General features: G+C 37.4%; 21 protein-coding genes. 15 read left to right on the plus strand and 6 right to left on the minus strand.

The genetic code is table 11. The annotated features are described in order from the left end of the window. The first annotated feature begins 16 nt into the window (after positions 1 to 16). The gene (locus tag FLEMA_RS0103245) at positions 17 to 1,015 is read left to right on the plus strand and encodes a hypothetical protein (RefSeq protein ID WP_026994226.1); all 999 of its coding nucleotides are present in this window, start codon (positions 17 to 19) and stop codon (positions 1,013 to 1,015) included. 84 nt (positions 1,016 to 1,099) lie between these two features. On the opposite strand, the gene FLEMA_RS67335 is transcribed toward FLEMA_RS0103245, so the two are convergent. Then, positions 1,100 to 2,761 carry a hypothetical protein gene (locus tag FLEMA_RS67335; protein ID WP_052353934.1) on the minus strand — a complete coding sequence of 554 codons (1,662 nt, stop codon included), beginning with the start codon at positions 2,759 to 2,761 and terminating at the stop codon, positions 1,100 to 1,102. 578 nt (positions 2,762 to 3,339) lie between these two features. Here FLEMA_RS67335 and FLEMA_RS0103255 point away from each other — a divergent pair. Together FLEMA_RS0103255 and FLEMA_RS0103260 are read left to right on the plus strand one after the other, a co-directional pair. Continuing rightward, entirely contained in the window at positions 3,340 to 5,946 is a 2,607-nt protein-coding gene (locus tag FLEMA_RS0103255; protein ID WP_026994227.1) for a right-handed parallel beta-helix repeat-containing protein, read from the plus strand. 241 nt (positions 5,947 to 6,187) lie between these two features. Then, the gene (locus FLEMA_RS0103260) at positions 6,188 to 7,312 is read left to right on the plus strand and encodes a hypothetical protein (RefSeq protein WP_026994228.1); all 1,125 of its coding nucleotides are present in this window, start codon (positions 6,188 to 6,190) and stop codon (positions 7,310 to 7,312) included. 107 nt (positions 7,313 to 7,419) lie between these two features. On the opposite strand, the gene FLEMA_RS0103265 is transcribed toward FLEMA_RS0103260, so the two are convergent. Continuing rightward, positions 7,420 to 8,634, minus strand: coding sequence for a saccharopine dehydrogenase family protein (locus tag FLEMA_RS0103265; RefSeq protein WP_026994229.1), 1,215 nt, complete (start codon positions 8,632 to 8,634; stop codon positions 7,420 to 7,422). Between the two features lie 165 nt (positions 8,635 to 8,799). Between FLEMA_RS0103265 and FLEMA_RS0103270 the strand changes: the two genes are divergently transcribed. The 12 genes from FLEMA_RS0103270 (at position 8,800) to FLEMA_RS0103325 (ending at position 18,765) form a co-directional block, all read left to right on the plus strand. After that, positions 8,800 to 9,735 (plus strand): AEC family transporter, encoded by a 936-nt coding sequence (locus FLEMA_RS0103270; RefSeq protein WP_026994230.1) that lies wholly within the window; start codon positions 8,800 to 8,802, stop codon positions 9,733 to 9,735. A 290-nt stretch (positions 9,736 to 10,025) separates the two neighbouring features. Then, the gene (locus tag FLEMA_RS0103275; protein ID WP_026994231.1) at positions 10,026 to 10,622 is read left to right on the plus strand and encodes a hypothetical protein; all 597 of its coding nucleotides are present in this window, start codon (positions 10,026 to 10,028) and stop codon (positions 10,620 to 10,622) included. 28 nt (positions 10,623 to 10,650) lie between these two features. After that, positions 10,651 to 11,484 (plus strand): ABC transporter ATP-binding protein, encoded by an 834-nt coding sequence (locus FLEMA_RS0103280; RefSeq protein ID WP_026994232.1) that lies wholly within the window; start codon positions 10,651 to 10,653, stop codon positions 11,482 to 11,484. 28 nt (positions 11,485 to 11,512) lie between these two features. After that, positions 11,513 to 12,337: a hypothetical protein gene (locus tag FLEMA_RS0103285; protein WP_026994233.1), complete on the plus strand. Its 825-nt coding sequence runs from the start codon at positions 11,513 to 11,515 to the stop codon at positions 12,335 to 12,337. Between the two features lie 4 nt (positions 12,338 to 12,341). Continuing rightward, on the plus strand, positions 12,342 to 12,710 hold the full coding sequence (locus FLEMA_RS0103290) for a GntR family transcriptional regulator (protein WP_026994234.1): 369 nt from the start codon (positions 12,342 to 12,344) through the stop codon (positions 12,708 to 12,710). 4 nt (positions 12,711 to 12,714) lie between these two features. Continuing rightward, a complete protein-coding gene (locus FLEMA_RS0103295; protein WP_026994235.1) occupies positions 12,715 to 13,356 on the plus strand; it encodes a hypothetical protein in 642 nt (213 codons plus the stop codon). A 359-nt stretch (positions 13,357 to 13,715) separates the two neighbouring features. Then, the gene (locus tag FLEMA_RS0103300; protein WP_026994236.1) at positions 13,716 to 14,489 is read left to right on the plus strand and encodes a PASTA domain-containing protein; all 774 of its coding nucleotides are present in this window, start codon (positions 13,716 to 13,718) and stop codon (positions 14,487 to 14,489) included. A 73-nt stretch (positions 14,490 to 14,562) separates the two neighbouring features. Continuing rightward, on the plus strand, positions 14,563 to 16,467 hold the full coding sequence (locus FLEMA_RS67340) for a T9SS type A sorting domain-containing protein (protein ID WP_052353935.1): 1,905 nt from the start codon (positions 14,563 to 14,565) through the stop codon (positions 16,465 to 16,467). 61 nt (positions 16,468 to 16,528) lie between these two features. Further along, a complete protein-coding gene (locus tag FLEMA_RS0103310; protein WP_026994237.1) occupies positions 16,529 to 16,825 on the plus strand; it encodes a rhodanese-like domain-containing protein in 297 nt (98 codons plus the stop codon). 84 nt (positions 16,826 to 16,909) lie between these two features. After that, on the plus strand, positions 16,910 to 17,197 hold the full coding sequence (locus tag FLEMA_RS0103315) for a rhodanese-like domain-containing protein (protein WP_026994238.1): 288 nt from the start codon (positions 16,910 to 16,912) through the stop codon (positions 17,195 to 17,197). A gap of 141 nt (positions 17,198 to 17,338) precedes the next feature. After that, positions 17,339 to 18,184, plus strand: coding sequence for a prolipoprotein diacylglyceryl transferase (gene lgt / locus FLEMA_RS67345; RefSeq protein ID WP_044170714.1), 846 nt, complete (start codon positions 17,339 to 17,341; stop codon positions 18,182 to 18,184). A gap of 119 nt (positions 18,185 to 18,303) precedes the next feature. Continuing rightward, positions 18,304 to 18,765, plus strand: a complete 462-nt coding sequence (locus FLEMA_RS0103325; RefSeq protein WP_026994239.1) for a hypothetical protein — start codon at positions 18,304 to 18,306, stop codon at positions 18,763 to 18,765. A 172-nt stretch (positions 18,766 to 18,937) separates the two neighbouring features. Here the strand turns inward: FLEMA_RS0103325 and FLEMA_RS67350 are convergent, their stop codons facing one another. The 4 genes from FLEMA_RS67350 to FLEMA_RS0103345 all read right to left on the minus strand — a co-directional run bounded on the left by FLEMA_RS67350 (position 18,938) and on the right by FLEMA_RS0103345 (position 23,761). Then, positions 18,938 to 20,146, minus strand: coding sequence for a C40 family peptidase (locus tag FLEMA_RS67350; RefSeq protein ID WP_081681249.1), 1,209 nt, complete (start codon positions 20,144 to 20,146; stop codon positions 18,938 to 18,940). 55 nt (positions 20,147 to 20,201) lie between these two features. Next, entirely contained in the window at positions 20,202 to 21,452 is a 1,251-nt protein-coding gene (locus FLEMA_RS0103335) for a serine hydrolase (RefSeq protein WP_026994240.1), read from the minus strand. A 146-nt stretch (positions 21,453 to 21,598) separates the two neighbouring features. Continuing rightward, on the minus strand, positions 21,599 to 22,654 hold the full coding sequence (locus FLEMA_RS0103340) for an aminotransferase class I/II-fold pyridoxal phosphate-dependent enzyme (protein WP_026994241.1): 1,056 nt from the start codon (positions 22,652 to 22,654) through the stop codon (positions 21,599 to 21,601). 90 nt (positions 22,655 to 22,744) lie between these two features. Beyond that, positions 22,745 to 23,761, minus strand: a complete 1,017-nt coding sequence (locus FLEMA_RS0103345; protein WP_026994242.1) for a dipeptide epimerase — start codon at positions 23,759 to 23,761, stop codon at positions 22,745 to 22,747. Positions 23,762 to 23,785 lie beyond the last annotated feature (24 nt).

A 23,785-nucleotide genomic window follows, 5' to 3' on the forward strand; every position in this document is an offset into this window, starting at 1 on the left:
TTTACAACGATTCAACATGAGGTTATTTTTTGCCACGCTCTTACAATTCAGTATATTACCCTTTGTTCTTCTGTTAGGATTATTGGCGGGCTATTGGTATTTCGACCCATTCAGAGTACTCAAAACCTATTCAGACTTTTCTAATCCTGTCGTGATTCCTAATCGAGATTATGTGTCTACCGAGGTATTTATTCAGCATTATCCTCAATATCACTATAATTCGTTTATTCTTGGAAGTTCGCGTACAATGGCTTTTAAGCCTAAACATTGGCAAAAATACCTTGGTACTAACGATACGCCCTATTTGTTTGATGCTTCCAACGAATCTATTTACGGTATTTATCACAAACTCAAACTACTTGATAATAGAGGTGTAAAAATCAAAAATGTGCTATTGATTATTTGTCGAGATAGAACCTTTACGCATACAAGTAATCAAATAGGGCATTTGTATATCAAACATCCTTTGGTTTCGGGCGAGAGTTCGCTCGACTTTCAAGCTCAGTTTTTAAAGGCTTATTTTTCTCCAGAATTTTTGTTTAAATATTATCTGTATCAGCTATGCGGCTATAGCGATTGGATGCAAGGAGTTATTGAAAATAAACAGATTCTATATGATACAAAAGACAATACCATTACAATTCCTGCTCAAGAGGCTGCCATAACTCGGTTTCCCGAACGTTATTATGCTGCTAAAATGCACGTTTTTTATAAAAGAAATAGCGAAACAACCGATAGAGTAGCCCGTATAAAGCCTTTACAAAAGGCTATGTTGGCCGAAATTAAACAGCTATTCCTGAAGCACAAAACCGCTTATAAGGTGGTTATTAGCCCGTTGTATGACCAAGTAAAATTGAATCCTAAAGACAAGGCTATTTTGGAAGAAATTTTTGGAAATAATATATACGATTTTTCAGGAAAAAATACCTTCACACAATCATACACCAATTACTACGAAGCAAGCCACTACCGTCCAACGGTTGGAGATAGTATTTTGAGATATATTTATAGGTGAAATTCCCTAAAAGTGCTTTAGAAGCTGTAGGGGCAAGCCTTGCGGTTGCCCCTACATAATAACAGATACATCTACTACTCCTAATTATTCAATTACCAATGTTTGATTAGTTTTGAATGACTGCTGAACGCCATTTTTTACCTGAAACATTCCTATTTGATACAGACCTTTTTCAAAGAATTTATTGGAAATTTCGCTACTAAAATCATGGCCATTTTCGCTATCAGCAAAAACCAAGTAGGTTCGTTCTGGAGCTTGGAGCAATATATAAACACCGTCTTGATAGCTATTGCCAGCCGCAATGTGCTTAATTACAATAACAGAAGCATCGGCCGATAGTTTTTTGACCGAAACCTCGCCCGTTGTTAGTGGAGCATTGATAAGCGGAGCTTTTATTTGCTGAGCATCAAAAAACGTAGGATATTCATAGAGCTTATTGCTAATCAGATACCCCATAATTTTGGTAGTATAAGCTGCAAATGGGCTATGTATTTCGGCTGCCAAACCAATGTCGTTGTGCTGTTGGTTGTATGCTCCTACCAACATTTTACGGTGACGGTCGGAGGCCTCTTTGGTAATAGTCAAGTACGAGTAGCTCGAAAATAATAAGGCAAAAACCAAAATACCATTCAGCAGTTTTTGGCGATGAGGTAAATAAAACAAAATCAACAAATACGCCACTGCCAATAAATGAGATGGATATATTTTGTAATTCACTACCAACATAACATGATAGCCAAATCGTGGACGAAGTAACCCAATAATAAAGGCATTGCAAAGCAAAAATACCAAACAACCAATTACAAAATAAATATCGTTTGACTGGGTTGTATTTTGGTTGTTATCGCCATTAGTACCCACCCATTTGCGAAGGGCTACCGAGTGTTTTTTGATAAGATTCCAGCTAATATATAAACACGTACTTACCAAAATAAAGCCCATAATGGTCGGGAAAACAGAACGCTTGACAATATCCCATTTGGGCATAAAGTCGAATGAACCACCCAAAAATGTAAAGAAACCAAATACACTTTCGTGAGGGTGTTGCATAAAATACTCTAAGCCATGCCCGTTGGCTTGGTTATTAAATCCATAGAAATACAAGCCAACGCCAACAACCCACACCCCAAGCCAAATAGCGAGTTCTTTGATTCTGTTTTGTAGCAGCAATATAAATGCCCCAGCAATACCAAAAAACAAGCCATTACTCATAGTAAAAATTGTATAAAGAATAGCCAAACATGCCCACAAATAGGTTTTTGTGGTATTTCTAGATACTAAATAAAGCGTAAAAATCCCAGCAAAAAGTACTCCTTCATGTTGCCAAGAAGTAATAATCCAGAGGCTAGTAAGGTAATACTGAGGCTGGCAAAGAAATAGCGTAATGGGTAAAAAATACCAAATAGAATGATTTTCTCTTTTGAAAACCTTCCAAAACAAAAATACCGTACCCATTAGGTTGAGATTACCAATAAAGGTAAGTATACGGAAGTCTATTTTGCCAGTGAAAAGGTAATATAAAACAGCCCAAAATTTGCCAGGAAACATTCTATGCTCGTTGTTGGGATGAAACAATTCCTTGATACCAGTAAGCAAATCAGAGGTAATCCATATTCTTAGGGTATCGCCAAATGTTTCAATATCATCAAACCAAGGTACATCTGTAGTATAGAGAAATATGAATATCCAAAATATAATAAGCGGGAAAAAAACGAATAAAGTTTTGAGTGAGTAATTTTTTGACATGGTCTAAAAAGAATAAATAGTACTTTCATTATTTGAATAAAAGTACTATTTAACTTTGCTTTTACCAAGTATTTTCGAGCAAGAGAGCATTAATCGTTGGTTAAATTATTAAGTGGGCATACCTACACGATTTTAATGTGTATCTTTTTTATGGTGCAGCAATAGGCTTTTGGTGTACACTGTAGCTATTTTCTAGTTTTTTGACAAGTATATTTTTAGACATTCTTTACCTGTGAAAAATATTGTATTAAAAAGAAAGAATGGTATGATTAAAATATATTAATAGAGGTATAGCTATTTTTGAATGTGTAGTCAAAACAGGATTTTGTTATTGATAAGGTAATTGTTAGAAGAATACCCCGTTGGGATATATATGATTATCAGGAATTTAGCGTGATTGTGCCAAAGAATTGGACACCGTTTTTGCGGTGTTGTTCTCAATACAATATAGTTCAAAAGCTGTACCAACAGCTTGTCAAAGGTTTAGCCATGGCTATACGACTGATTCATGGCAATGCTGTACCATTTGTCAAATTAATACTGTATTTTTGGTACTTAGCACACTGATACTTTTGCCCATGAAAACTTCTTGTTTATTTGCCATACTGATAAGTTCTTTAAGTATTCTGCCAGTTTTTGCCCAAAACTGTAACTGTAATTTTACGATTACACAAAGTGGTTCTTATAGTCCAAGCAATCTTAATGCTCAAGCTGGTGCTACTATTTGTATTAAGGCAGGCACGTATAGCAGTCTTTCTTTCAATAATTTTCAAGGAACTGAAAGCCAGCCTATTATTATTAAAAACTGTTCGGGTCAGGTAGTTATTCAAAATACGACCAATGCTACAGGCATCCATTTTGGCAAAAGCAAAAATATCAAGCTTACAGGCAGTGGCGATAATAACTTAACTTACGGTATTAAAATTGCAGGTACTGGTAATAACAGTAGAGGTGTAAATATTGGTGATAAAAGCTCAAATATTGAGGTTGAGCGTTTAGAAATACAGAATATAGGCGGTACGGGGATTCTTGTCAAAACCGATATGACTTGCGATAGTACTACTTGGCGAGACTATTATGCTATGTACCAAATCAAATTACACGATAACTATATTCATGATACCGTCGGCGATGGTATTTCGGTAGGAGATGCCTCGTATGGCACAGGCAAAACGATTACTTGTAATGGTGCAAGTATTACAAAATTTACTCATTTGATTTATGGATTGGCGGTTTATAACAACCGCTTTGAACGAACAGGAGGCAAAGCTATTCAGTACGGCAATACGCCCGATGCTATGATTCATCATAATTATATGAAAAGCTGTGGAAAACAGCCTTCTAGCTCTACGCTCAACAATTCGGTAGCTATTAATGGCAGTGCAGGAGGTGATTTTTATAGCAATACTATTATTGATGCAGAAGGAACGGCTATTATGATGGTGGGCTTTTTGGGTAATCAAAATATCTATAATAATCTGATTGTTAGGCCAAAAGGTAATGCAATTTTCTCTGATTCTCGCCCGTCGTCTATTCCTAATACCTATTTGCGAATAGCCAACAACACTATTGTGTCGCCACAAACAGAGGCTTTGAAGCTGTATAGCTTGATTCATACCCACGAGGTTGTCAATAATATTATGCTCAATGCTGGAAATGGAAAATTTATTAGTCCGTTGTCGAGTTCCGTTAATATTTCGGCCCGAAAAAACTACCTCAATACGATTGTTGACCCTACTTTTTTTGAAGATATTACAACCGAAAATTACCGACCACTGAGCCATACGCCTTTGATTAATACAGGAGAAAATTTGCAAGGCTGGGGTATCAATTCCGATATTTCATACATTGGCCGCCCAAATGGTGCTGATTTTGATATAGGGTGTTTTGAATCGGCTTCGGCTGTGTCTACGCATTCGGCTAGTACTTGTGATTACACGATTTGGCAAAGTGGCGAATATTCTCCGCTCAATTTGAGTGCTGAGGCAGGTAATACGATTTGTATTTTGCCAGGCAATTATACCAATCTCAAACTTAGTAATTTTGTGGGTAGCGATACCCAACCGCTCATCATAAAAAATGCCTCAGGGCAAGTTGTTATCCAAAACTCAACCACTAACCTAAGTGGAATTAGCTTTAGCAATTGTCGGTATTTTCAACTAACTGGTACTGGCGATGCCAATGTACCGTATGGTATCAAAATTGCTGGTACAGGCTCGGGAGCTATGGGTATAACCGTAGGTGCTAAAAGTAGTAATTGTGAAGTAGACCATCTCGAAATTTCTAATACGGGTTTTGCTGGTATCATGACCAAAACCGACCCTAGCTGCGATGCGTCGACATGGAAAGGTAATTTTGTGATGACCAATGTTAAACTACATCATAATTATGTACACGATGTGGCAGGCGAGGGGATTTATGCGGGTAATTCGTTTGCTAGCTCAGGGGTTACGGTTACTTGTAGTGGTATAAGCCAAAAAGTGTATCCACATACCATCGAGGGACTTGAAATATACGAAAATCATTTTGAACGTATTGGCTGCGAGGGAATTCAATATGGTTGTTCTACTAATGCCAAGGTACATCACAATACTATTATCAACTCGGGGGTTAGTCCTTTCGACAACTACCAGTCTAATGGCATACAAATAGGCGAAGGCTCGGGGGGCGATTGTTATAATAATACTGTTATCAATGCCCGTGGTACTGGCATTATTATGTTGGGCTTTTTGGGTAACCAAACCGTGTATAACAACTTGATAGTAAATGCTGGCTATAATGGTCTTTTTGCCGACTCACGGTCTAGCTCTATTCCTAATACTTTTTTGCGTATTGCCAATAATTCTATTATCAACTCTCAGAGCGATGCCATAAAATTATATAGCCTGATTCATTCGCATGAGGTCGTTAATAACTTGATTATCAATCCTGCCACTGGCAAGTTTTTAGTAAAATTAGGTACTCCTGTCCTTGTAAACGAACGAAATAATTTCATGAATATGTCTATTGGTACAGCGTTTTTGAATGATGCTGCCAATGGGAATTATTACCCGACTAGCAATTCACCTTTGGTAAATACTGGTGAAAATTTAAGCAATTGGGGGATTGTATTCGACCGAGATAATAATGCTCGCCCTAGTGGCTCGGGTTATGATATTGGTAGTTTTGAATTTATTCAGCCCTGAATGAATTGCGATTTGTTGAATGTAGAACGAAACAATGCTAAAATTACGGATAATATACTGAAAATCATTTATTGACTATTGTTCAAATAAACTTGGGTAATCTTATACTTTCATAAGTAATATTGATTAAATTATGAGTTTGTTATTTTAATTAGTGATTTGTGTTTTAGTGAATGAGTTAGTGAATGAGTAACTTTAGCGAATGATTTGTGCCAAAATATTCACCATTACCTAATCACTTATGTCGACTATTACTATTAGAGAAGTTCAAAATAAAGATGATTTAAGGACTTTTATTTACCTTTCCGAAAAACTACACCAGCATCGTAACAATTGGGTGCCTCCACTATATATCGACGAACAGGTATTTTTTGATAAACAAAAAAATCCTGCTTATCAGGTTGCTGATACTATCTTATTTTTGGCCTTTCAAAATAATAAGCCTGTAGGCAAAATTATGGGGATTATTCATCATGAATACAACCAAATGAAGTTTTGTAGGCAAGCTCGTTTTTTTCATTTCGATTGTATCGACAATAATGAGGTAGCAAAGGCTTTACTGGGTAGTATTGAAAATTGGGCAAAAAGCCAAGGTATGCAAACATTAATTGGCCCTTTTGGCTTTTCAGAAAAAGACCCTCAGGGCTTTCAAATAGAAGGTTTTGAATATTTGCCTGTTATTGCTACAGCTACCAATCCTCCTTATTTGCCAGTGTTGTTAGAAAAAGAAGGCTTTCAAAAATTAACAGATTGTATTGTTTACAAAATTGCGATTCCAGACCCTATTCCTGCATTTTATGAGAGAATCTATGAAAGAGCTATGCGAAACCCGCATATTCGATTGTTGACATTCAAAAATAAATCAGCGTTAAAGCCCTACGTTGTACCTATTTTTAGGCTAGTAAATGAAACCTATAAGGATTTAATGGGCTTTGTTCCACTCAACGAGGCTGAAATGGCCAAAATCGCTAAGGCATATTTGCCGATCTTAGATCCTGAATTTGTAAAAATTATTGTTGATGCTCAACATAACCCTATTGCTTTTGTGGTAGGCTTGCCCGATATGAGCCGTGGAATTAAACGAGCTAAGGGTAGGCTTTTTCCTTTGGGTTTTCTGCATTTGTTGTGGGATGCCCGCCAAACCAAACAACTAGATTTGTTGTTAGGGGCTGTAAAAGAGTCGTATAGAGGAAAAGGATTGACTACTATATTGGGTGTTAGCATGCTAAAATCTGCTCAAAAACGTCACCTTGATTATATTGATACCCATTTGATTCTAGAGAATAATCTTCCTATGCGTGGCGAAGCCGAAAAGCTTAAAGGCGAAATATATAAACGGTATCGTGTGTTTGAAAAAGAACTCTAATAACATTCTACTTAGCGGGCTAATTAAAGTGTAGACAGTTTATATTAAAAAAGTCCTTCCAAATATGATATTCGGAAGGACTTTTTTAATATAGTATAGCTTTGGGCCTAGTATTCGTGTGGCAATTCGATGTTTACCAATTCGTTCCAAGGCAAACCATGAATATTTAGCATAGCCATGAATGGGTCTGGGTTCATTTCTTCGCAGTTCCAAACGCCTGGTTTGAACCATTCACCTGTAATCATCATCATAGCTCCCAACATAGCAGGAACACCCGTTGTATAACTTACCCCTTGAGCCTGAACCTCTTTCCAGCAGTCTTGGTGCTTACAGTTGTTCCATACGTAATAAGTTTTTTCTTGGCCATCTTTGATACCTTTAATTTGGCAACCAATAGATGTCTCACCTGTATAATTTTCGCCCAAAGTCCCTGGTTCAGGTAATACAGCTTTCAAAAACTCTAAAGGAACAATATCCATTCCTTGGAATTTGATAGGTTCAATTGAAGTCATACCCACATTTTGGAGTACATTCAAGTGAGTAATGTATTGTTGCCCAAAAGTCATCCAGAATCTTGCACGCTTCAAGGTTGGGAAGTTTTTTACCAACGATTCTAACTCTTCGTGGTACAAAACATACGATTCTTTTGGCCCAATACCTGGGTAGTCAATCGGTTTGTGAATAGACATAGCAGGAATTTCTACCCATTCGCCATTTTCCCAATAACGTCCATCTTGTGTAATTTCACGGATATTGATTTCTGGGTTAAAGTTGGTAGCGAAAGCCTTTCCGTGGTCGCCTGCATTACAGTCGATAATATCCAAGTAGTGCATTTCGTCGAAATGGTGCTTATTGGCGTATGCTGTATAAACTTGGGTTACTCCTGGGTCAAACCCACAGCCTAAAAGAGCCATTAAGCCAGCCTGCTCAAAACGTTCTTTGTATGCCCACTGCCAAGAGTATTCAAATTTGGCAACATCTTTGGGCTCGTAGTTGGCTGTATCCATATAATGAACGCCAGTTTCCAAACAGGCATCCATGATGGTCAAATCCTGATAAGGCAATGCCACATTGATAATCATCCAAGGTTTGATTTGGTTGATTAACGCTACCAATTCAGGTACGTTGTCGGCATCTACTTGTGCAGTTTGAACAGGTGTTGGCAGACCTATTTTTGCACATTCTTCTGCGATAGCATCGCATTTTTTCTTGGTACGGCTGGCCAATACGACCTCCGAAAATACATCGGGATTCATGGCACATTTCTTAGCTACCACATTTCCAACACCTCCAGCACCAATAATTAAAACTTTCTTGCCCATTCCTAATAGTTATGATTGAGTTATGAATGTAAATGATATTGCAAAATTAATGATTTTAAAATAAGGTTTCATCATTCCTATGTTAAAAGTAAATTTGTATTCGATTATGCTTTACTATTTAGTGTAGCTTTTTGGTATATAAAGCTATGTTCAACCAATATATTCATGAATCCAACCAACGCCGTTTTTATTACTGCTCTTTCGATTATAGCACTCGGTTTTTTCCTAAAAAACAAAGGTATTATTACCGAAAAAGAAGGTAAGATTATTACTAAATTATTGATGCACACTACTTTCCCTTCGTTGGTGTTTGTAACGGTAATGAGAGTAAATATTGTACCTAACCTTTTACTATTGCCTTTGATTTGTATTAGTTTTAGTGCTATTACGATGCTAATAGGCAGTTTTATTTTTAAATCTCAGACCAAAAGAATACGAGGATTATTAACCATGAGTAGCGGAGGCTTTAACCTTGGTTTGTTTGCTTTTCCGCTTATCGAGGGTATTTGGGGGCGAGAAGGGATGGTTTATGCGGCATTATTTGATGTTGGCAATTCGATTGTGGTGTTTTGTATGGTATATGGTACGGGTGTAATTTTTGCAGAAGCAAAAGAGGAGGTAGCAATTAGGAAACGAGAAAAACTCAAAAAGGCTTTTCTGAAAATATTTACATTGTTGCCATTTCAGGCAATGCTTTTGGGGTTGTTTATCAACCTTACGGCTTTGGAATTACCTCAAATTGTAGTGGATATTATTGATATTTTGGCAAAAGGTAATAAAGTGCTGGTTTTGCTTATTATGGGTATTTATCTGAGTCTTAATATGACTAATGAGGTGCTGAAAAAAGTAGTAAACGTATTGATAATAAGATACACTGTTGGCTTAACGATGGGCTTATTGTTGTATTACAACCTTCCCTTCGAGCCACTTTATAGAAGCATCGTGTTGATTTGCTTGATTTTACCTGTAGGAATGACTTTATTACCTTTTTCAGACGAATTGGGGTATGATTCTAAAATTGCTGGTGTATTGGTCAATCTTTCAATGATTATCAGTTTTGTCCTGATGTGGGGCCTGGTATTAGGAATGCACTTGAATTAGATTTGTTCATTTAGTGATTTGTTCATTTAGTGAGTTGTGAATGAGTGATTTAGTGAATTATGAGTTAGATTTTTTTTAAAATAAAGAAGTTATTTGGGAACTCAAAATAATGAGAGTGCATTTGCCTTAACTCACAACTCACAACTCACAACTCACAACTCACAACTCACAACTCACAACTCCTCTCCATTTATCCTATTATTTTGCCATTCTCCATTTTATGGGTTTTTTATTTGGATTCTCTAAAATCATTGTTCTATATTTGTAGTGTACTATATAACTAATACACTATGCTTAAAAAAATACTTTCCCCCAAATTTATAGCAGGTAGTATTCGATTTTGGTTAGGTTTTATGCTATTGAGTGCAGGCGTTACCAAGTTATTTCATGGAAATTTTATACAATTAATAGGCCCGCCATGGCTAATTGAAGAGTTAGCAAAGTACCAATTAGGTTTATATGCTGAATTTGTAGCTTATAGCCAGATTATAATTGGTTTTTGCCTGCTAGTAAAGCGATTTGCTACGATTGGTGCAGTAATGGCCATTCCGATGTTCTTGAATATTCTAATGGTAACAATTTCACAGCATTGGCAAGGTACTCCATACGTAGTTGCATTCTTGTTGTTGTGCAATATGTATTTGTTGGTATTTGATTTTCAGAGACTTAAATATTTGTTCATCGACGATAGCATACTTGTACCCGAAGGGAAAATTCAGCGAAAGAATCTACAACTAGACCTCCTGTATCTGTTTGGATTAGGTTTGATTTTAGTAGGAGTGGGTATTTATCGTTTTAGCGAGCCAGCCGCAATCATAATGGCGTATTTGGGCTTAGCGTGGTTTGTGGGTGTTTTTGGATGGCAAAAAATAACAAAGAAGCAATAACTAAAAAGCGATTTTCGCAACAATATGTATGATTTCAATTGACAATTTATCATTTAGTTACGGCAAGAAGAAACCTGTGTTCAAAGGTTTGACTCTTTCGCTCAAGGAGGGAAATGTCTATGGCTTGTTAGGTAAAAATGGAGCAGGTAAATCTAGCTTATTACGCAATATAGCGGGTTTGCTTTTTCCGACGAGTGGTTCTTGTACCGTAAATGGTTTTGACACCCAAGCTAGACACCCTGGGTTTTTGCAAGAACTCTACTATTTGCCTGAAGAGTTTTATGCTCCGCCTATCAAAATCAAAGATTTTGTAACTACTTATGCCCCTTTTTACCCTAATTTCTCACTGAAACAATTTTTGGAATATTTAGAAGAATTTAAAATTTCAGACAACGAAAAGTTTTCTGAATTGTCGCTAGGGCAAAAGAAAAAAGCTTTAATTGGCTTTGGCTTGGCTACCAATACCAAAGTCCTGATTATGGACGAGCCTACCAATGGATTAGATATTCCTTCTAAAAGCCAGTTTCGTAAAATTATTGCTTCGGTGGCTACTGAAGAGCGTATTATCGTGATTTCGACTCACCAAGTACGAGACTTAGATTCGTTGATTGACCCAATAATTATTTTGGACAACTCCGAGATTTTGCTACATGCCACTACCGAAGAAATTGCCGAAAAACTTTCTTTTAAAACGGTAAATGATGTCACCAATCACGAGCAGCTATTGTATTCCGAGCATTCTATCCGAGGGTTTTCGGTGGTATTGCCCAATACCAATCACGAACATACCAAGGTAGATTTAGAATTGTTGTTCAATGCCGCATTGGTCAATAGAGATGCTTTGAAAAACATTTTTGCATAAGATATTTTAATCTAAAAAAAGAATTACGATGAATCAATATTTCGAAATCAGCCGTTTTAACTTACTTGTCAAAAGAATTTGGGTAGAAAACTACCGCTTTTTTTTCATGGCGTTTAGTATTATGATAGGACTGGGTATTACTTTTTACCGATTATCATTTAATACTTACACTGGCATAGTAGGCAATGTACAGGAAAGCTATTTTATAGTAGGCTTCTTGATAGGTGGCACTTTGTTTGCTAATTATATCTTCAAGGATTTCTCGCAGTCCAACCAAACCCTCAGTTATTTGCTCTTGCCTGCATCGCATATCGAAAAGCTCCTTAGTGGTTTGTTTTATGTGTTTGTTCTATTTCCTATTATATATACGCTTGCTTTTTTGCTGGTAGACTATGTATTTATATCGTATGCCGAATCGGTAAGGTTGTCGATTAGTCAAGGCTCTAATAAACAAATGGTTACTGAGGCTAATAGGTTTCTCATAGAACGTGTTAGTGGTAAATCTTCTGTTCATTTTCCCAACAAAATGCTAGGGGTAGGTTTGATAGCCAATTTGTACGCATTTGCAGTTTTGGGAGCTATTTTTTATACCAGAATGTCGTATGTCAAAACTTTTTTTACAGGCTTTGCTATTTTGGTTTGTATAGGATTGTTGAGCTATATACTACACAAATTATGTATTACAAACCTAGAGGACAGAAGTGATTTTATCAACCTTAGCAAAGAAAACTATGCCAATTTATTACCAACAACATCATTTTTGTTGGAGGCTACTTTCATTGGTATTACGTATTTTCTAACACCTTTTTTAATCATAGTATCGTATTTCAAACTCAAAGAAAAAGAGGTTTAAGGTTATGGAATTTAGAGATAATCAAGCAATATACCTCCAAATAGCAGAGTTTATTTGTGAGCGGATTCTCCTGCAAAACTGGGGCGTAGGAGAGAAAATACCTTCGGTACGGGAGTTGGCAGTACAACTAGAGGTAAACCCCAATACAGTAATGAGAACTTACGAGTTTTTACAACAAAAAGAAATCATTTTTACCAAACGAGGAATGGGCTATTTTGTGTCGGACGATGCCTCAGATAAGGTAATAGCATACCGAAAAGAGGAATTTATCGAAAATGAATTACCTCAGTTTTTTAGAAATATTCATTTGCTAGGCATTGATTTTTCTGACCTACAAACCCGATTTGACCATTTCAAACAAGAAAATTTTTAATCGCATGAAAACTTCTCATAAATTACTCATAGGATTTGCGGTACTTGTGGTAGCGGGAATGCTCGCATTTAATATCAGTTTGCGTGCCGAATATGTTCGTCTAAAAGAGCATCCCCTCAAAACTACTATAACGCTACAGCCCTTCAAGCATATTCGTTATTCATCCGACTATGAAATTAGGTTGGTATCGGGTAATAGTTATTCTTTGACCATGAAAGGGGGAATACTAGACTCTGCCCAGATTAGCTATAGTGGCGATACCTTGATTATCAAAGGGAATAATATCTATAATATTGCTGTTCAAGCACCACAAATTAGCTCGGTGAGTTTATTGAATAGAGGGGCTGAACTCAATATTGATTCAACTTTCAAAACCCCTTCTTTGTCGATAGTATCTAAGTCTGTTGAGGGTAGGATTGCCATTTCTTCAGCTAATATTGATTCTTTGCGTATCGAAACAATACCTCAAAATACAGTTTTTATTAGCAATTTAAAAAGTACCTATACCAGCTTTAATTTGCCCAATCAGGTGTCTTTGCGACTTGAAAACTGCCAGTTGCAACACCCTGTATTTAATCTGGGCGATAGCACCGAGGTTACTACTGTGGGTAAAAATGGGTTACAGGTATTGTCAAATACAAAATAGGCTTGATAATGCTCAGAATAAAGGTTTATTAGATTAAAGGAGGGGGGGGAGGAGGACAAAAGTGTTTTTTGGGGAAAAGGTATTTTCTTTTTCTAGAAAAACACTTTTTACGTTTTAATGGGCAATTTCAAAAAGAATAGAGCGTTGGAGAAAGCAAAAAAAGAAATAAACTTAGGCATAAAGCTATGGTGGTAAAATGTTTTGTAATCAGGCTTTTTCCATTAAATCCTGAGCGAAAAGCCCAAGATTGAGTATATTATTGCATCTTTATGGCTGGAGTTGAAGGAATCTTTGGGGGGCGATTTTCCAAAAACAAACTAATCTTGTAAATTGCGACAATTAATATAACGAAGACCGAAATGATAAAAATTCCAACAAATTCTAAAAAAGACGTTTACACCCATGCTGCCATTATTGTTTGTTTGCTCATGGTATTGTTTTTTGGATTTTTCTTTATTTACCTTCCTTGGAGTACCAATCATGGCGAAACTATTACAGTTCCCAATCTGAAAGGTTTGACAATGGAAGAAGCCGAGGATTTATTGGACGATAGAAACCTTGATTTTGAAGTAACCGATAGTACTTTTACGCCAGGAGTAAAACCCCTGACAGTTTTGTCGCAGTATCCATTAGAAAACTCAAAAGTAAAACAAGGTAGAAAGATATACCTAACTATCAATACCGAAACAGCCCCAATGATTAAGTTGCCAAAACTCACCGAAATGTCGGTAAGAAGTGCCGAGCAACAGCTATTAATTGCGGGTTTGTTGAAGCCTGGTTTAGAATACCAAAACGATATTCGGGAAAATGAGGTATTAGAAGTCAAATATCAAGGTACGAAAATTGAAGCTGGAACGTTAATTGCAAAAGGCTCAAAAGTTATCTTGGTAGTTGGAAATGGTACAGGCAATGCCGAAATGGATATCCCTTGTGTAATAGGCAAACCTCTCGACGAAGCTATTATTATTATTTCGGGTTCGGGATTGCAAAAAGGTACAGTGATTTATGACCCAGAGTCGAGCGAGCCAGCAGGAACGGTGATTCGTCAAAATCCAGCTTGCGAAGATGGTAAAATCAAGTCGGGTGAAATGATTGACCTTTGGGTAGCAGGGAATCCTCCGTCGGGAGAGTAAACCCAGCCTGAACTAGCCTGATAGCCAACGCCTAGAGATATAGGCTCTCAGTTATGAAATTAAATATGTACTAATGAAAAACATTTCTTCTAGCACTTCTAAAAGCATAGAAATTCCTTTCTTTGGAAAGGATAAAAAAGGGTGGTTAATTTTTTTGCCACTCTTTTTTATTGGGTATTGTCAAGCTATTGCCCAAATCAATATTATTCCGTTGAGTGGGCCAAATACCCAAAAAACACAAGCTCGGGTGGCTGTGCCAACAGCCATAACCTTACCTTTTTTCGATGATTTTTCGGGTAATAATCAAGGTTTAGAACCTACCAAATGGCTACCAAGTGGAGGTGTTTTGGTCAATAATAGCTATTCTAACAATCATCCAACACTCAATATTGTTACTTTCGACGGCCTCAAAGCCGATGGCCGCCCTTATGTATTTACCAATAGTTTTGCAGAAGGCCCTGTCGATACCCTTACTTCTCAGCCTATTAATTTAGCGGTATATGCTCCAGCCGATTCTGTTTATATGAGCTTTTTCTGGCAAAATAGGTCTCTAGGTGATTTACCCAATACCAATGATTCGCTGAGGTTACAGTTTTTGACCAATGGCGGTATCTGGCAGACCATTTGGACAGTAAAAGGCGATGTCGAAGCCACCAATTATCAGCAAGTATTGTTGCCAATTAGGGCTAGGTTGTATCTGCACGGACAATTCCAGTTTCGTTTTCAGGCATTTGGCCGCCAGTCGGGGCAATTCGATATTTGGAATATAGATTATGTGTATATCAACAAAGGGAGGTCGGCCAATGATAAATATTACCGAGATTTGGCTGTTCGCAAAAGTGTTTCGCCTTTGTTAAAAAGATATAGGTCTATGCCACTCAAGCAACTGTTGGGTAATTCAACCCAAGATTTGGCCGACTCGCTGAGTACCGATGTAACCTATTTGTTTAATAACGAAAACTTTTTTGATTATACTGCTATTCTTCAAAACGAGCTTACGGGAACAATCCTTTACCAGAACGAACAACGCAATATCAGGATTTCGGGTATTACCGATACCACCATTCCGTCGGTAGCCTTACAGCTTAAGCTCAATAATATAAAAGATAAACTACAAGGCGATAGTATTGTATTAAAGGCAAGTTTTAGGCTTAGTACAACCGACGACAACACCCTACAGCGGAAAATGAATGATACGATTTCGACCCGAACGGTGTTGTCTAACTATTATGCTTATGACGACGGCTCGGCCGAGGCGGGAGCTTATTTAGGAAAAGGATTTGGCCGAATTGCTGCTCAATTTATCAACAACAAACCCGATGCCGTAGCAGGTATTCGCCTAAATTTGTTGCCAATGTTAACCAATCTTGAAGGGAATCCAATTACGATTCAAATCATGGATAACAACAAAGGTAAACCTGGTAATGTGATACGCTCGTTGTACACCAAAGTTTCGTATGCCAATGTTATTAATGGATTTGTAGAATATGCCATCGAGCCAGTAGCAGTAAAGGATACTTTCTATATTGGTATATTACAATTTACTGATGGCGAACCTATTATTTTGGGATTAGACAATAATTCGCCACAGTATTCGGGAAAGTACTTTTATAATTTATCGAGCGAATGGATTAACCTAAGTACAGTAGCCAACAACCAAACCTTTGCTGCAGCCAAAGGAAGCTTGATGATGCGGCCAGTAATGGGTGGCATTGTCAAAGACGTTGTATTAGGAACAGAATACGAAGAACAAAACAAGTATCTGGCTGTTTATCCAAATCCATCGAATGGAGTAATTTTTTGGAACGATAATAGCTTGAAAAATGTAGAAATAGTAGATTTACAAGGAAAGTCTGTTTGGAAAGAAAAAGTAAATACCTCACAACTTACTGTAGATACCCTGAATTCGGGAACATACATATTGTTACTTTCAAACGAACGCAATACATTTGTTAGAAAAATTAATATTATTCGGTAAATAAAATAGCAGAGCAGATTGTTATTTTATCCTATCTGTTCGGCTAAATCTTAATCAAAAAATGGATATAACTGTAGAAGAATTAAAACAACGCCTCGATGCCGGCGAACAATTTAACTTCCTTGATGTAAGAGAAGAATATGAATTTGATGAACAAAATCTAGGAGCAAAATTGATTCCATTAGGCGAACTCCCCGACCGTTTGGACGAAATCGAAGCATGGAAAGATGCCGAAGTAGTAGTACATTGTCGCTCAGGGGCTCGTTCTGGACGTGCCAAAGCATTTATGGAAAGTCAAGGGTTCACCAATGTTCGTAATGTAATTGGTGGTATTCTGGCTTACAATGAATTAGACTAGGTAATTAATGTATTGAATATCATACATTTTAGCATGGTTCAGGCGAAGGCTTGAACCATTTTACTTTGAATACCCCCCAAAAAAATGAACAGTATTTCGGCAGAAGAATTTAAAGAACGATTAAGTAGCCTCAATATATTGGACATTAGAACCCCCGACGAGATTGAAGAGTTTGATCTAGGGGGGATCCATATTCCTTTTGAAAGCCTCTTTGAGCGTATGGAAGCCTACGAAACCCTCAAAAATCAGGAGGTGATCGTGATTTGTTATACAGGATTGCAGAGCAAAATTGCTGTGACAATTTTATCGAAAAAAGGCTTTGTCGGTGTCAAAAACCTAGAAGGTGGTATCGAGGCTTTTTTGAGTTTATAAATTCTCAATGCAAAGTCTTAATTATGGGGGGCAATGTATTTTTTGAATAAAAGACGTATTTTTGAAATTTATTATTCTCCTTTGCGACTCATTAGTCCAACAACTTTAGTATTTATAATAACCCTAAAAATATATAATTGAATGTTAGCTTATATTGATTGGTATACGTCCTCTGAAATTTTTTCATTACCCCAATGGCTTCCTCTAATCGGTGGTTTTCCGATACGTTGGTACGGCCTTATGTTTGCTATGGCCTTTTTGTTGGGCTATCAGGTACTAAGCTATTTTTTCAAAAAGGAAGGCCGTCCTATTGAACAAGCCGACGAATTACTCATGTATGCTATGCTGGCTACAGTATTGGGTGCCAGAATGGGGCATTATTTCTTTTATGAATACCCAATGCTATTGGACAACCCCGGACGTTTCTTTATGAGCATGATAACTCCTCCGTATGCTGGCTTGGCCAGTCATGGAGCAGCAATAGGCTTATTTATCGCCTTTTATTTGTACGTTCGTAAACACAAAGACCAAAGTTATTTGTACGTAACCGACCGCATTGTACCTACTGTAGCATTGGGTGGGGCTTGTATTCGCCTTGGTAATTTGATGAACTCCGAAATAGTAGGCAAACAAACCGATGTACCTTGGGCATTTAAGTTTTATAATGACCCATCTCTAGGCCACGATTACTTTTCGGTTGTTCCTCGTCATCCTGCTCAGTTGTACGAAGCCTTGTCGTGTATTGTATTGTTTGTTATTCTGGTTTTAATTTGGAACAAGAAGAAAGAAAAAACACGTGAAGGACTTATGACAGGTGTATTTATGGTAGTATTATTTGTTTTACGTTTCTTCTACGAGTTTATCAAAGAGAATCAAGTAGGTTTTGAAAATAATATGAGCTTGAATATGGGGCAATGGTTGAGTATCCCAGGTGTGTTGTTTGGATGTATTGTTTTGTGGTATGCTTTTCGGAAAAAGGAGGCCTGAAAAGTGACTTTTATCTATGATATATGTCACAAAAGTGCTTGATTTATAGGAAGTTTAATCGTAAATTGAAAAGAAATATTCCTTAACGTCTTATATCACAACCCAATCAACATATTGTCATGGAAAACAAAGAAACAGAACCAACCAAAAGTCAGTTAGAAAATTTAAAAGACTCTGCTGTAGAAAAGATAGAAAGCTTGGCCGATGCAGCAGGCGAAAAAATAAAAGAATCAACAGGTATTGATGTAAAAGCAAAAGCTACTGAGTTTGCTGAAACAGCCGAAGCCAAACTAGATGCCATTGCAGATATTGCTGATGCTAAAATAGATGAGGTTTCTGCGGTAGTTTCTGAAAAACTGGATGCTGTAGAAGATAAAATCGAAGAACTTGTAGGAGGTGACCTTTCTGCTAAAGCCGAAGCATTAAAAGCTGAAGCAAGCGAAAAACTTGAAGACATACAGGAAGCTGCCGCCGAAAAACTCGAAGATATTCAGGAAGCCGCTGCCGAAAAAATAGAAGAGGCTAAAGAAGCTGCTTCGGGCGTGTGGAGTAAAGTGAAAGGCTTGTTTGGAGCTGAATAACTTTGTTCAATCCTAAACAAACATGAGTCATTCCGAATTTTTTAATCAAACAAGGCGGTCGAAAACTAATTTCGACCGCCTTGTTTGATTAAAAATCAATAAATGGCTACCTTTTATGAAATGGTATCTATTTTAAATTATCCTATAATTTGGGATAGCTCATGTTTTATGGCTACTGATAAATACCATTAGGTTTTAATTTGATAAGTCCTTGCATATTGGTTTTAAGGATTCTTTTGGCACGTAAGTAACGTTTACTATTGTATTCGTCGTAGTTAGATTCACTAGGGTTCATACTGCCAATGCGTACTTTGTCGGAAGCATGAATAAACTCGTTGTTTCCAATCCACATTCCCACATGTACAACTCGCTCCGAACCATCCTCTCTTTTTTCTCCAAAAAACAATAAATCACCTTCTTTCAAATTACCCCAATTACCATTTTTGTCGATGGTTTCGCCTATCATTACCTGCTGTGAGGCATCACGAGGAAGAAGTATACCATTGAGAAAATAAACTGTTTTGGTAAAACCACTACAATCAACCCCTTTAAACGAAGTGCCTCCCCAAAGATAAGGAACACCCATAAGTCGTTTGGCTGTTTTTACCAAAGCGTCATCTGTTATTTTGAGGTTCGATACCCAGTTGTTATACATACTCGCCTCTTTTTTAGCAATATACCCAAGGCGGTTATCGGGTAATAGTACTTCATAAAAAAAGTCGTTTTCGGCTCTTAGTTCAACAATACAGCCTGCCACCATATCCGAAACCGTTTGAGAATCTTCGTTGGGTTCGCTATAAACAAATCCATAAGAACGAGTAAAAATCACCTTAGCTTTAGCTTTCCATTGTTCGTATTGTGAGGTTGTAATACCCGTAATAGCCCCTCTGTCTACCCACGCAATATAATTATCAGGTGTTTGAATTAACAACCAGCCATTATCTTCTCTTTCCAAAATCCTGACAGGTGTACCCATCAGTGCCTGCGAAGCCATTTCGCCCGAATGGCGTGGCGAATACCTAATATTACAAACAGAAACCTCGACCAAGCCCCAAGTTTTTCCGCCCAAATCAGGCGAGGGAAGTGTTTTGATTTGGTCTATAATCTCAAGTTTTTCAGCTTTGAGACGTTCAAGCAAAAAACTTTTTGCACCAATTAAATTGGTTTTTCCTGTTAGTATTAATTGCCCCTTTTGTTGGTAGGCATCTATCTGAAAAATAGCAGTTCGTTTGTCAGGTGCAAATCTATGGTTGAATTGGTCAATAATTTGGGTAATTGTAGAGTCGGCTCGTGTTCGTTTGGATAATTTACTTTTTCCAGGATTGGCTACCGAAAATAGGCATGTTATTGCCCATGCAAATAATAAAAAGAGTAATCTCATGATACGTAAGTTTGTTAAGAATACCCAAACAAAACTTCAAATACTATGCCGAAAGCTATTTGTCGTAGGTCATCTTAAATTTGTGTAATTTAGGAAGGTGTTTTTTAGGACGTTTTAGTTCGTATTGATAGATAAGTTCGCCTAGGTTTTTCATAAATGGAAAACCTATGGTTTCATAATCGTATTTATCATCATTAAAAACCTGGTCTTCATTGCATAAAATAACGGTAGTGAGCATAAATTCAACCCCTTTATCAAAATCAACGATATAGGCATTGTCTAGCAAAAAGCCATAAGCATCGCCTACTTTGTTGAAAATTCTCATATTAGGATTTATCTGGGCATTTTGGTCGCTTCCATACATCAAAAACTTACAATAAGTAGGCCAGTATTCTTTGGTGTTGTAGTTAGGGAAAGTACTTTCCGTTGGCATTTGCGACATATATTTATAAATCAACTGATAATCGTCGGGCTTTAGGTCAAAGCGTTGTTCTTTTTTTACAGATTTTGGAAATAGTACAGAACGAAGAATACCCTGTTGTTCGAGTAGTGGGAAAAAGTTTTTTTGAGTAAAGTCTAAAGGTTCATTTACTAAATTATCGTCATTGTAATACCCTTTACCAAGCTTGATAGGCGTACTCGGAAAATAGTTTTTAGTAGTAGTAACCATAGGCTGTTCGTACACAACCTGTTGATTATCGACAAACGAAATGGGATTGGTATGGCGGTTTTGTTCGGCATTCATACCTACCTGCAATCGATGAACAATCCGGGTTTGATTATAGCCTTTTTTGCGAAGAGCTTCATTAAAACCCTCTTGTCCTATAAGCTCGTACAAGCGATTGAAAGCGTCATTGTCGGATACCATCAAAATCTTTTTGATATAATGAGCTACCGAAGGTAGGCCATTAGGGGCTGTGGTATCGGTTTTGGCGGGGGTATGCCTTTCAAAAGTAGCTTCAGTAAGCATAGGCGTATTTTTGGTAAGCCCTTTTCTATGCAACTGATTGATTTTTTCTAAAGCCAATAAGCTAGCAGGAAATTTTACGGTGCTGGCAGGGTAGAAATATTCATTGGGATTGATTCTAAAGCCATAAGACTGAAAAGATGGTCGGTTGAAGGCATCTCGGTTAATTTGTGTATATAGAATCTGAACACGGAGGCGGTCGGCATTGTCTAGTATAAACTGAAATTTTTCGGGTTGCGATTTCATCAGTTCAGGGAGCAATTGTGCATCTATTTTTTGTGAATATAAGGTAGTTGACATAGCCAAAAGTGCCAAGATTTTGCTTATCGTTTTTTTCATAAGAAAAATAGTTTTACAAGGTAATTCTATCCGTGGTAATAAGTTATTGAGCAAATGAGTGATTAAGTGTTTGATAAATACAGTATTTGTTGGAGGTATTTTTATAGAGTACACTTATTTGCTAAAGGGTTTATTGTTAACTACTATTAGGAGCTAAACTCGTTACAATGTTTGGCTAATAGACGAATATCGTCTTCGTGGTGCAAGGCACTAATGACTAATCTGCTTACAGGCTGGTCGTGTACCGTTGGATATGGAAAACACGAAGTCATAATACCATTTTCGAGGAGGTATTCGTGCAAGCCTTCTCGATGCGTGCAGTACGCCGGATAGGCCCGAATACTGTCCAGATAATCTGTTTCGAGTAATTGATTAAATAGCTCGATTCGTTGTAAAAGGATTTGTTTTTGTAACTTATAAATACCTGTCGACTGTGTAAATGCCTTGAGTAATGCAGGCATCATTGGCGAAGCCCCCGAAAACATCGGCGTACTTTTTATTTGTTGCAAAATACTTACATTGCCCAAAATAATACCGCCAGTCATTCCCATAGCTTTGTTGAGCGAACTGGTAATCAGGATATTTACATTACTATTTGTTTCAAAGATAGGGCTACTTGCCAATAAATCATTGAGGTTTTGTATGCCTAAGCTATGAGAGGCATCAATAATTACAACTATTTCTTTGTTGGGGGGCAGTTGCTGTATCCAATCAAACGAATAGGCTTCTACATAAGGCGAACCTACCGAGTCTGAGCAAATAACTATTTTGGAAGAAGCATGATGACGTATTTTTTCAGAAATACGCTCGGCCCATTCTGCATACTTAATTGTTGGAATATAGCTATTGTCTGTCCAAAGTGCAGGGTGGGTTTTGGGGGCATATTCAAAACTATAGCCTTGTAGTTGCCAAAACTTCTGAGCGAGTTGCCCTGCCCACATACCCGATGCTACTGTTAGACTGGCTGGTGCATCAAAAAAACTAGCAAGGGCTTGTTCAGCTATATCATAAACCTCTAAGCGTACAGTATTGTTGCGAGAGCTTCCCCACGAAGTACCTAATTGTTCTATGGCTTCCACAAAGTGTTGTTTGAAAATAGGGTGATGAGCCATTCCCAAATACCCTGTACCACTAAACCAAAGGTAAGATTGGTTTTGTGTGCAAAGTGTATTACTAGGAAGTATTTTTGTGTAAAAAGTCATACGCTAGGTAGTTGAGGAATTACTTCAATAAATGAAAGTACGAGGCAAAGGCATTATATTAGCCAAAATTCGTTATGCCTTTGCCTTGTATTATGCTATCAGATTAGCTCCTGTACCGTTTTCTTGGGCATAAATAACCTTGCCAAAGTCGATAGTAACACCTGTTGAAATTTGGTCATCAACAAGCAAAATACCATCCATGTCGACATAATCTAGTAAAGGCAATAGCTGAGCAATCGCCGAACAACCCACATTCGACTCGGTCATGCAGCCTACCATTACTTTCAAGCCTATTTGTTTGGCATGAGCAATCATACGAAGGGCAGGAGTAAGGCCTCCGCATTTCATTAATTTGACATTTACACCATGAAAAAATCCATAGCAACGAGCTACATCCTCTTCTACAATACAGCTTTCGTCGGCAATAATAGGTAAAACAGATGCTGCAAAAACCTTTTTCATTCCCTCCCAATTATCGGCTTTCATGGGTTGTTCAATAAACTCTACCCCCAATTCTTTTAAGGCAATAGCATTTTGGATGGTTTCTTCAACACCCCAAGCGGTATTGGCATCTACCCTAAATACTGCGTCGGTATGTTTACGTAGTTCTTGGACAATCCTGATGTCTTCTTTTGTTCCTAATTTGATTTTATATAAAGGAAAGGGCATTTCTTTCATTTTAGAAACCATTTTCTCGATAGTATCTATACCAATGGTATAATCCGTAATAGGATTTTTGCTGGTTTCTAATCCCCATGCCTGATACAAGGGTAGTTTGAGTTTTTTGGCCCAAAGGTCATTAGCCGCAATATCTAAAGCACACAAAGCAAAAGGGTGTTCGTCTTCCAAATGAGGGAACATATCTTGCCAAAATTGTTTAGGGTCTTTGAGGTCGTATTGCTCTATTATAGGGCGAATGGCCTCTAGCTGAGCTATCATTTTCGGAATTGTTACGCCATAATAGGGCGTTTCGGTGGCTTCGCCAAAGCCACTAAAATTGCCATCTTTTAATTCAACTATCAAGGTAGGTTGTATATCTCTCGACTCGTGTGTAATCGTAAATGTGTGTTTGAGGGGTAATTGAAAGCTATGTAAGATAAGTTGCATGTAATAATGGGTTTGGATGAAGTC

The organism is Flectobacillus major DSM 103, assembly GCF_000427405.1.
Classification (GTDB): domain Bacteria; phylum Bacteroidota; class Bacteroidia; order Cytophagales; family Spirosomataceae; genus Flectobacillus; species Flectobacillus major.

What these genes read in the sequence shown, in the direction of transcription:
- FLEMA_RS0103245 (WP_026994226.1), top strand. Translation starts at nt 17, where the DNA reads ATGAGGTTATTTTTTGCCACGCTCTTACAATTCAGTATATTACCCTTT.
- FLEMA_RS67335 (WP_052353934.1), bottom strand. Translation starts at nt 2,761, where the DNA reads ATGTCAAAAAATTACTCACTCAAAACTTTATTCGTTTTTTTCCCGCTT.
- FLEMA_RS0103255 (WP_026994227.1), top strand. Translation starts at nt 3,340, where the DNA reads ATGAAAACTTCTTGTTTATTTGCCATACTGATAAGTTCTTTAAGTATT.
- FLEMA_RS0103260 (WP_026994228.1), top strand. Translation starts at nt 6,188, where the DNA reads ATGTCGACTATTACTATTAGAGAAGTTCAAAATAAAGATGATTTAAGG.
- FLEMA_RS0103265 (WP_026994229.1), bottom strand. Translation starts at nt 8,634, where the DNA reads ATGGGCAAGAAAGTTTTAATTATTGGTGCTGGAGGTGTTGGAAATGTG.
- FLEMA_RS0103270 (WP_026994230.1), top strand. Translation starts at nt 8,800, where the DNA reads ATGAATCCAACCAACGCCGTTTTTATTACTGCTCTTTCGATTATAGCA.
- FLEMA_RS0103275 (WP_026994231.1), top strand. Translation starts at nt 10,026, where the DNA reads ATGCTTAAAAAAATACTTTCCCCCAAATTTATAGCAGGTAGTATTCGA.
- FLEMA_RS0103280 (WP_026994232.1), top strand. Translation starts at nt 10,651, where the DNA reads ATGATTTCAATTGACAATTTATCATTTAGTTACGGCAAGAAGAAACCT.
- FLEMA_RS0103285 (WP_026994233.1), top strand. Translation starts at nt 11,513, where the DNA reads ATGAATCAATATTTCGAAATCAGCCGTTTTAACTTACTTGTCAAAAGA.
- FLEMA_RS0103290 (WP_026994234.1), top strand. Translation starts at nt 12,342, where the DNA reads ATGGAATTTAGAGATAATCAAGCAATATACCTCCAAATAGCAGAGTTT.
- FLEMA_RS0103295 (WP_026994235.1), top strand. Translation starts at nt 12,715, where the DNA reads ATGAAAACTTCTCATAAATTACTCATAGGATTTGCGGTACTTGTGGTA.
- FLEMA_RS0103300 (WP_026994236.1), top strand. Translation starts at nt 13,716, where the DNA reads ATGATAAAAATTCCAACAAATTCTAAAAAAGACGTTTACACCCATGCT.
- FLEMA_RS67340 (WP_052353935.1), top strand. Translation starts at nt 14,563, where the DNA reads ATGAAAAACATTTCTTCTAGCACTTCTAAAAGCATAGAAATTCCTTTC.
- FLEMA_RS0103310 (WP_026994237.1), top strand. Translation starts at nt 16,529, where the DNA reads ATGGATATAACTGTAGAAGAATTAAAACAACGCCTCGATGCCGGCGAA.
- FLEMA_RS0103315 (WP_026994238.1), top strand. Translation starts at nt 16,910, where the DNA reads ATGAACAGTATTTCGGCAGAAGAATTTAAAGAACGATTAAGTAGCCTC.
- lgt (WP_044170714.1), top strand. Translation starts at nt 17,339, where the DNA reads ATGTTAGCTTATATTGATTGGTATACGTCCTCTGAAATTTTTTCATTA.
- FLEMA_RS0103325 (WP_026994239.1), top strand. Translation starts at nt 18,304, where the DNA reads ATGGAAAACAAAGAAACAGAACCAACCAAAAGTCAGTTAGAAAATTTA.
- FLEMA_RS67350 (WP_081681249.1), bottom strand. Translation starts at nt 20,146, where the DNA reads ATGAGATTACTCTTTTTATTATTTGCATGGGCAATAACATGCCTATTT.
- FLEMA_RS0103335 (WP_026994240.1), bottom strand. Translation starts at nt 21,452, where the DNA reads ATGAAAAAAACGATAAGCAAAATCTTGGCACTTTTGGCTATGTCAACT.
- FLEMA_RS0103340 (WP_026994241.1), bottom strand. Translation starts at nt 22,654, where the DNA reads ATGACTTTTTACACAAAAATACTTCCTAGTAATACACTTTGCACACAA.
- FLEMA_RS0103345 (WP_026994242.1), bottom strand. Translation starts at nt 23,761, where the DNA reads ATGCAACTTATCTTACATAGCTTTCAATTACCCCTCAAACACACATTT.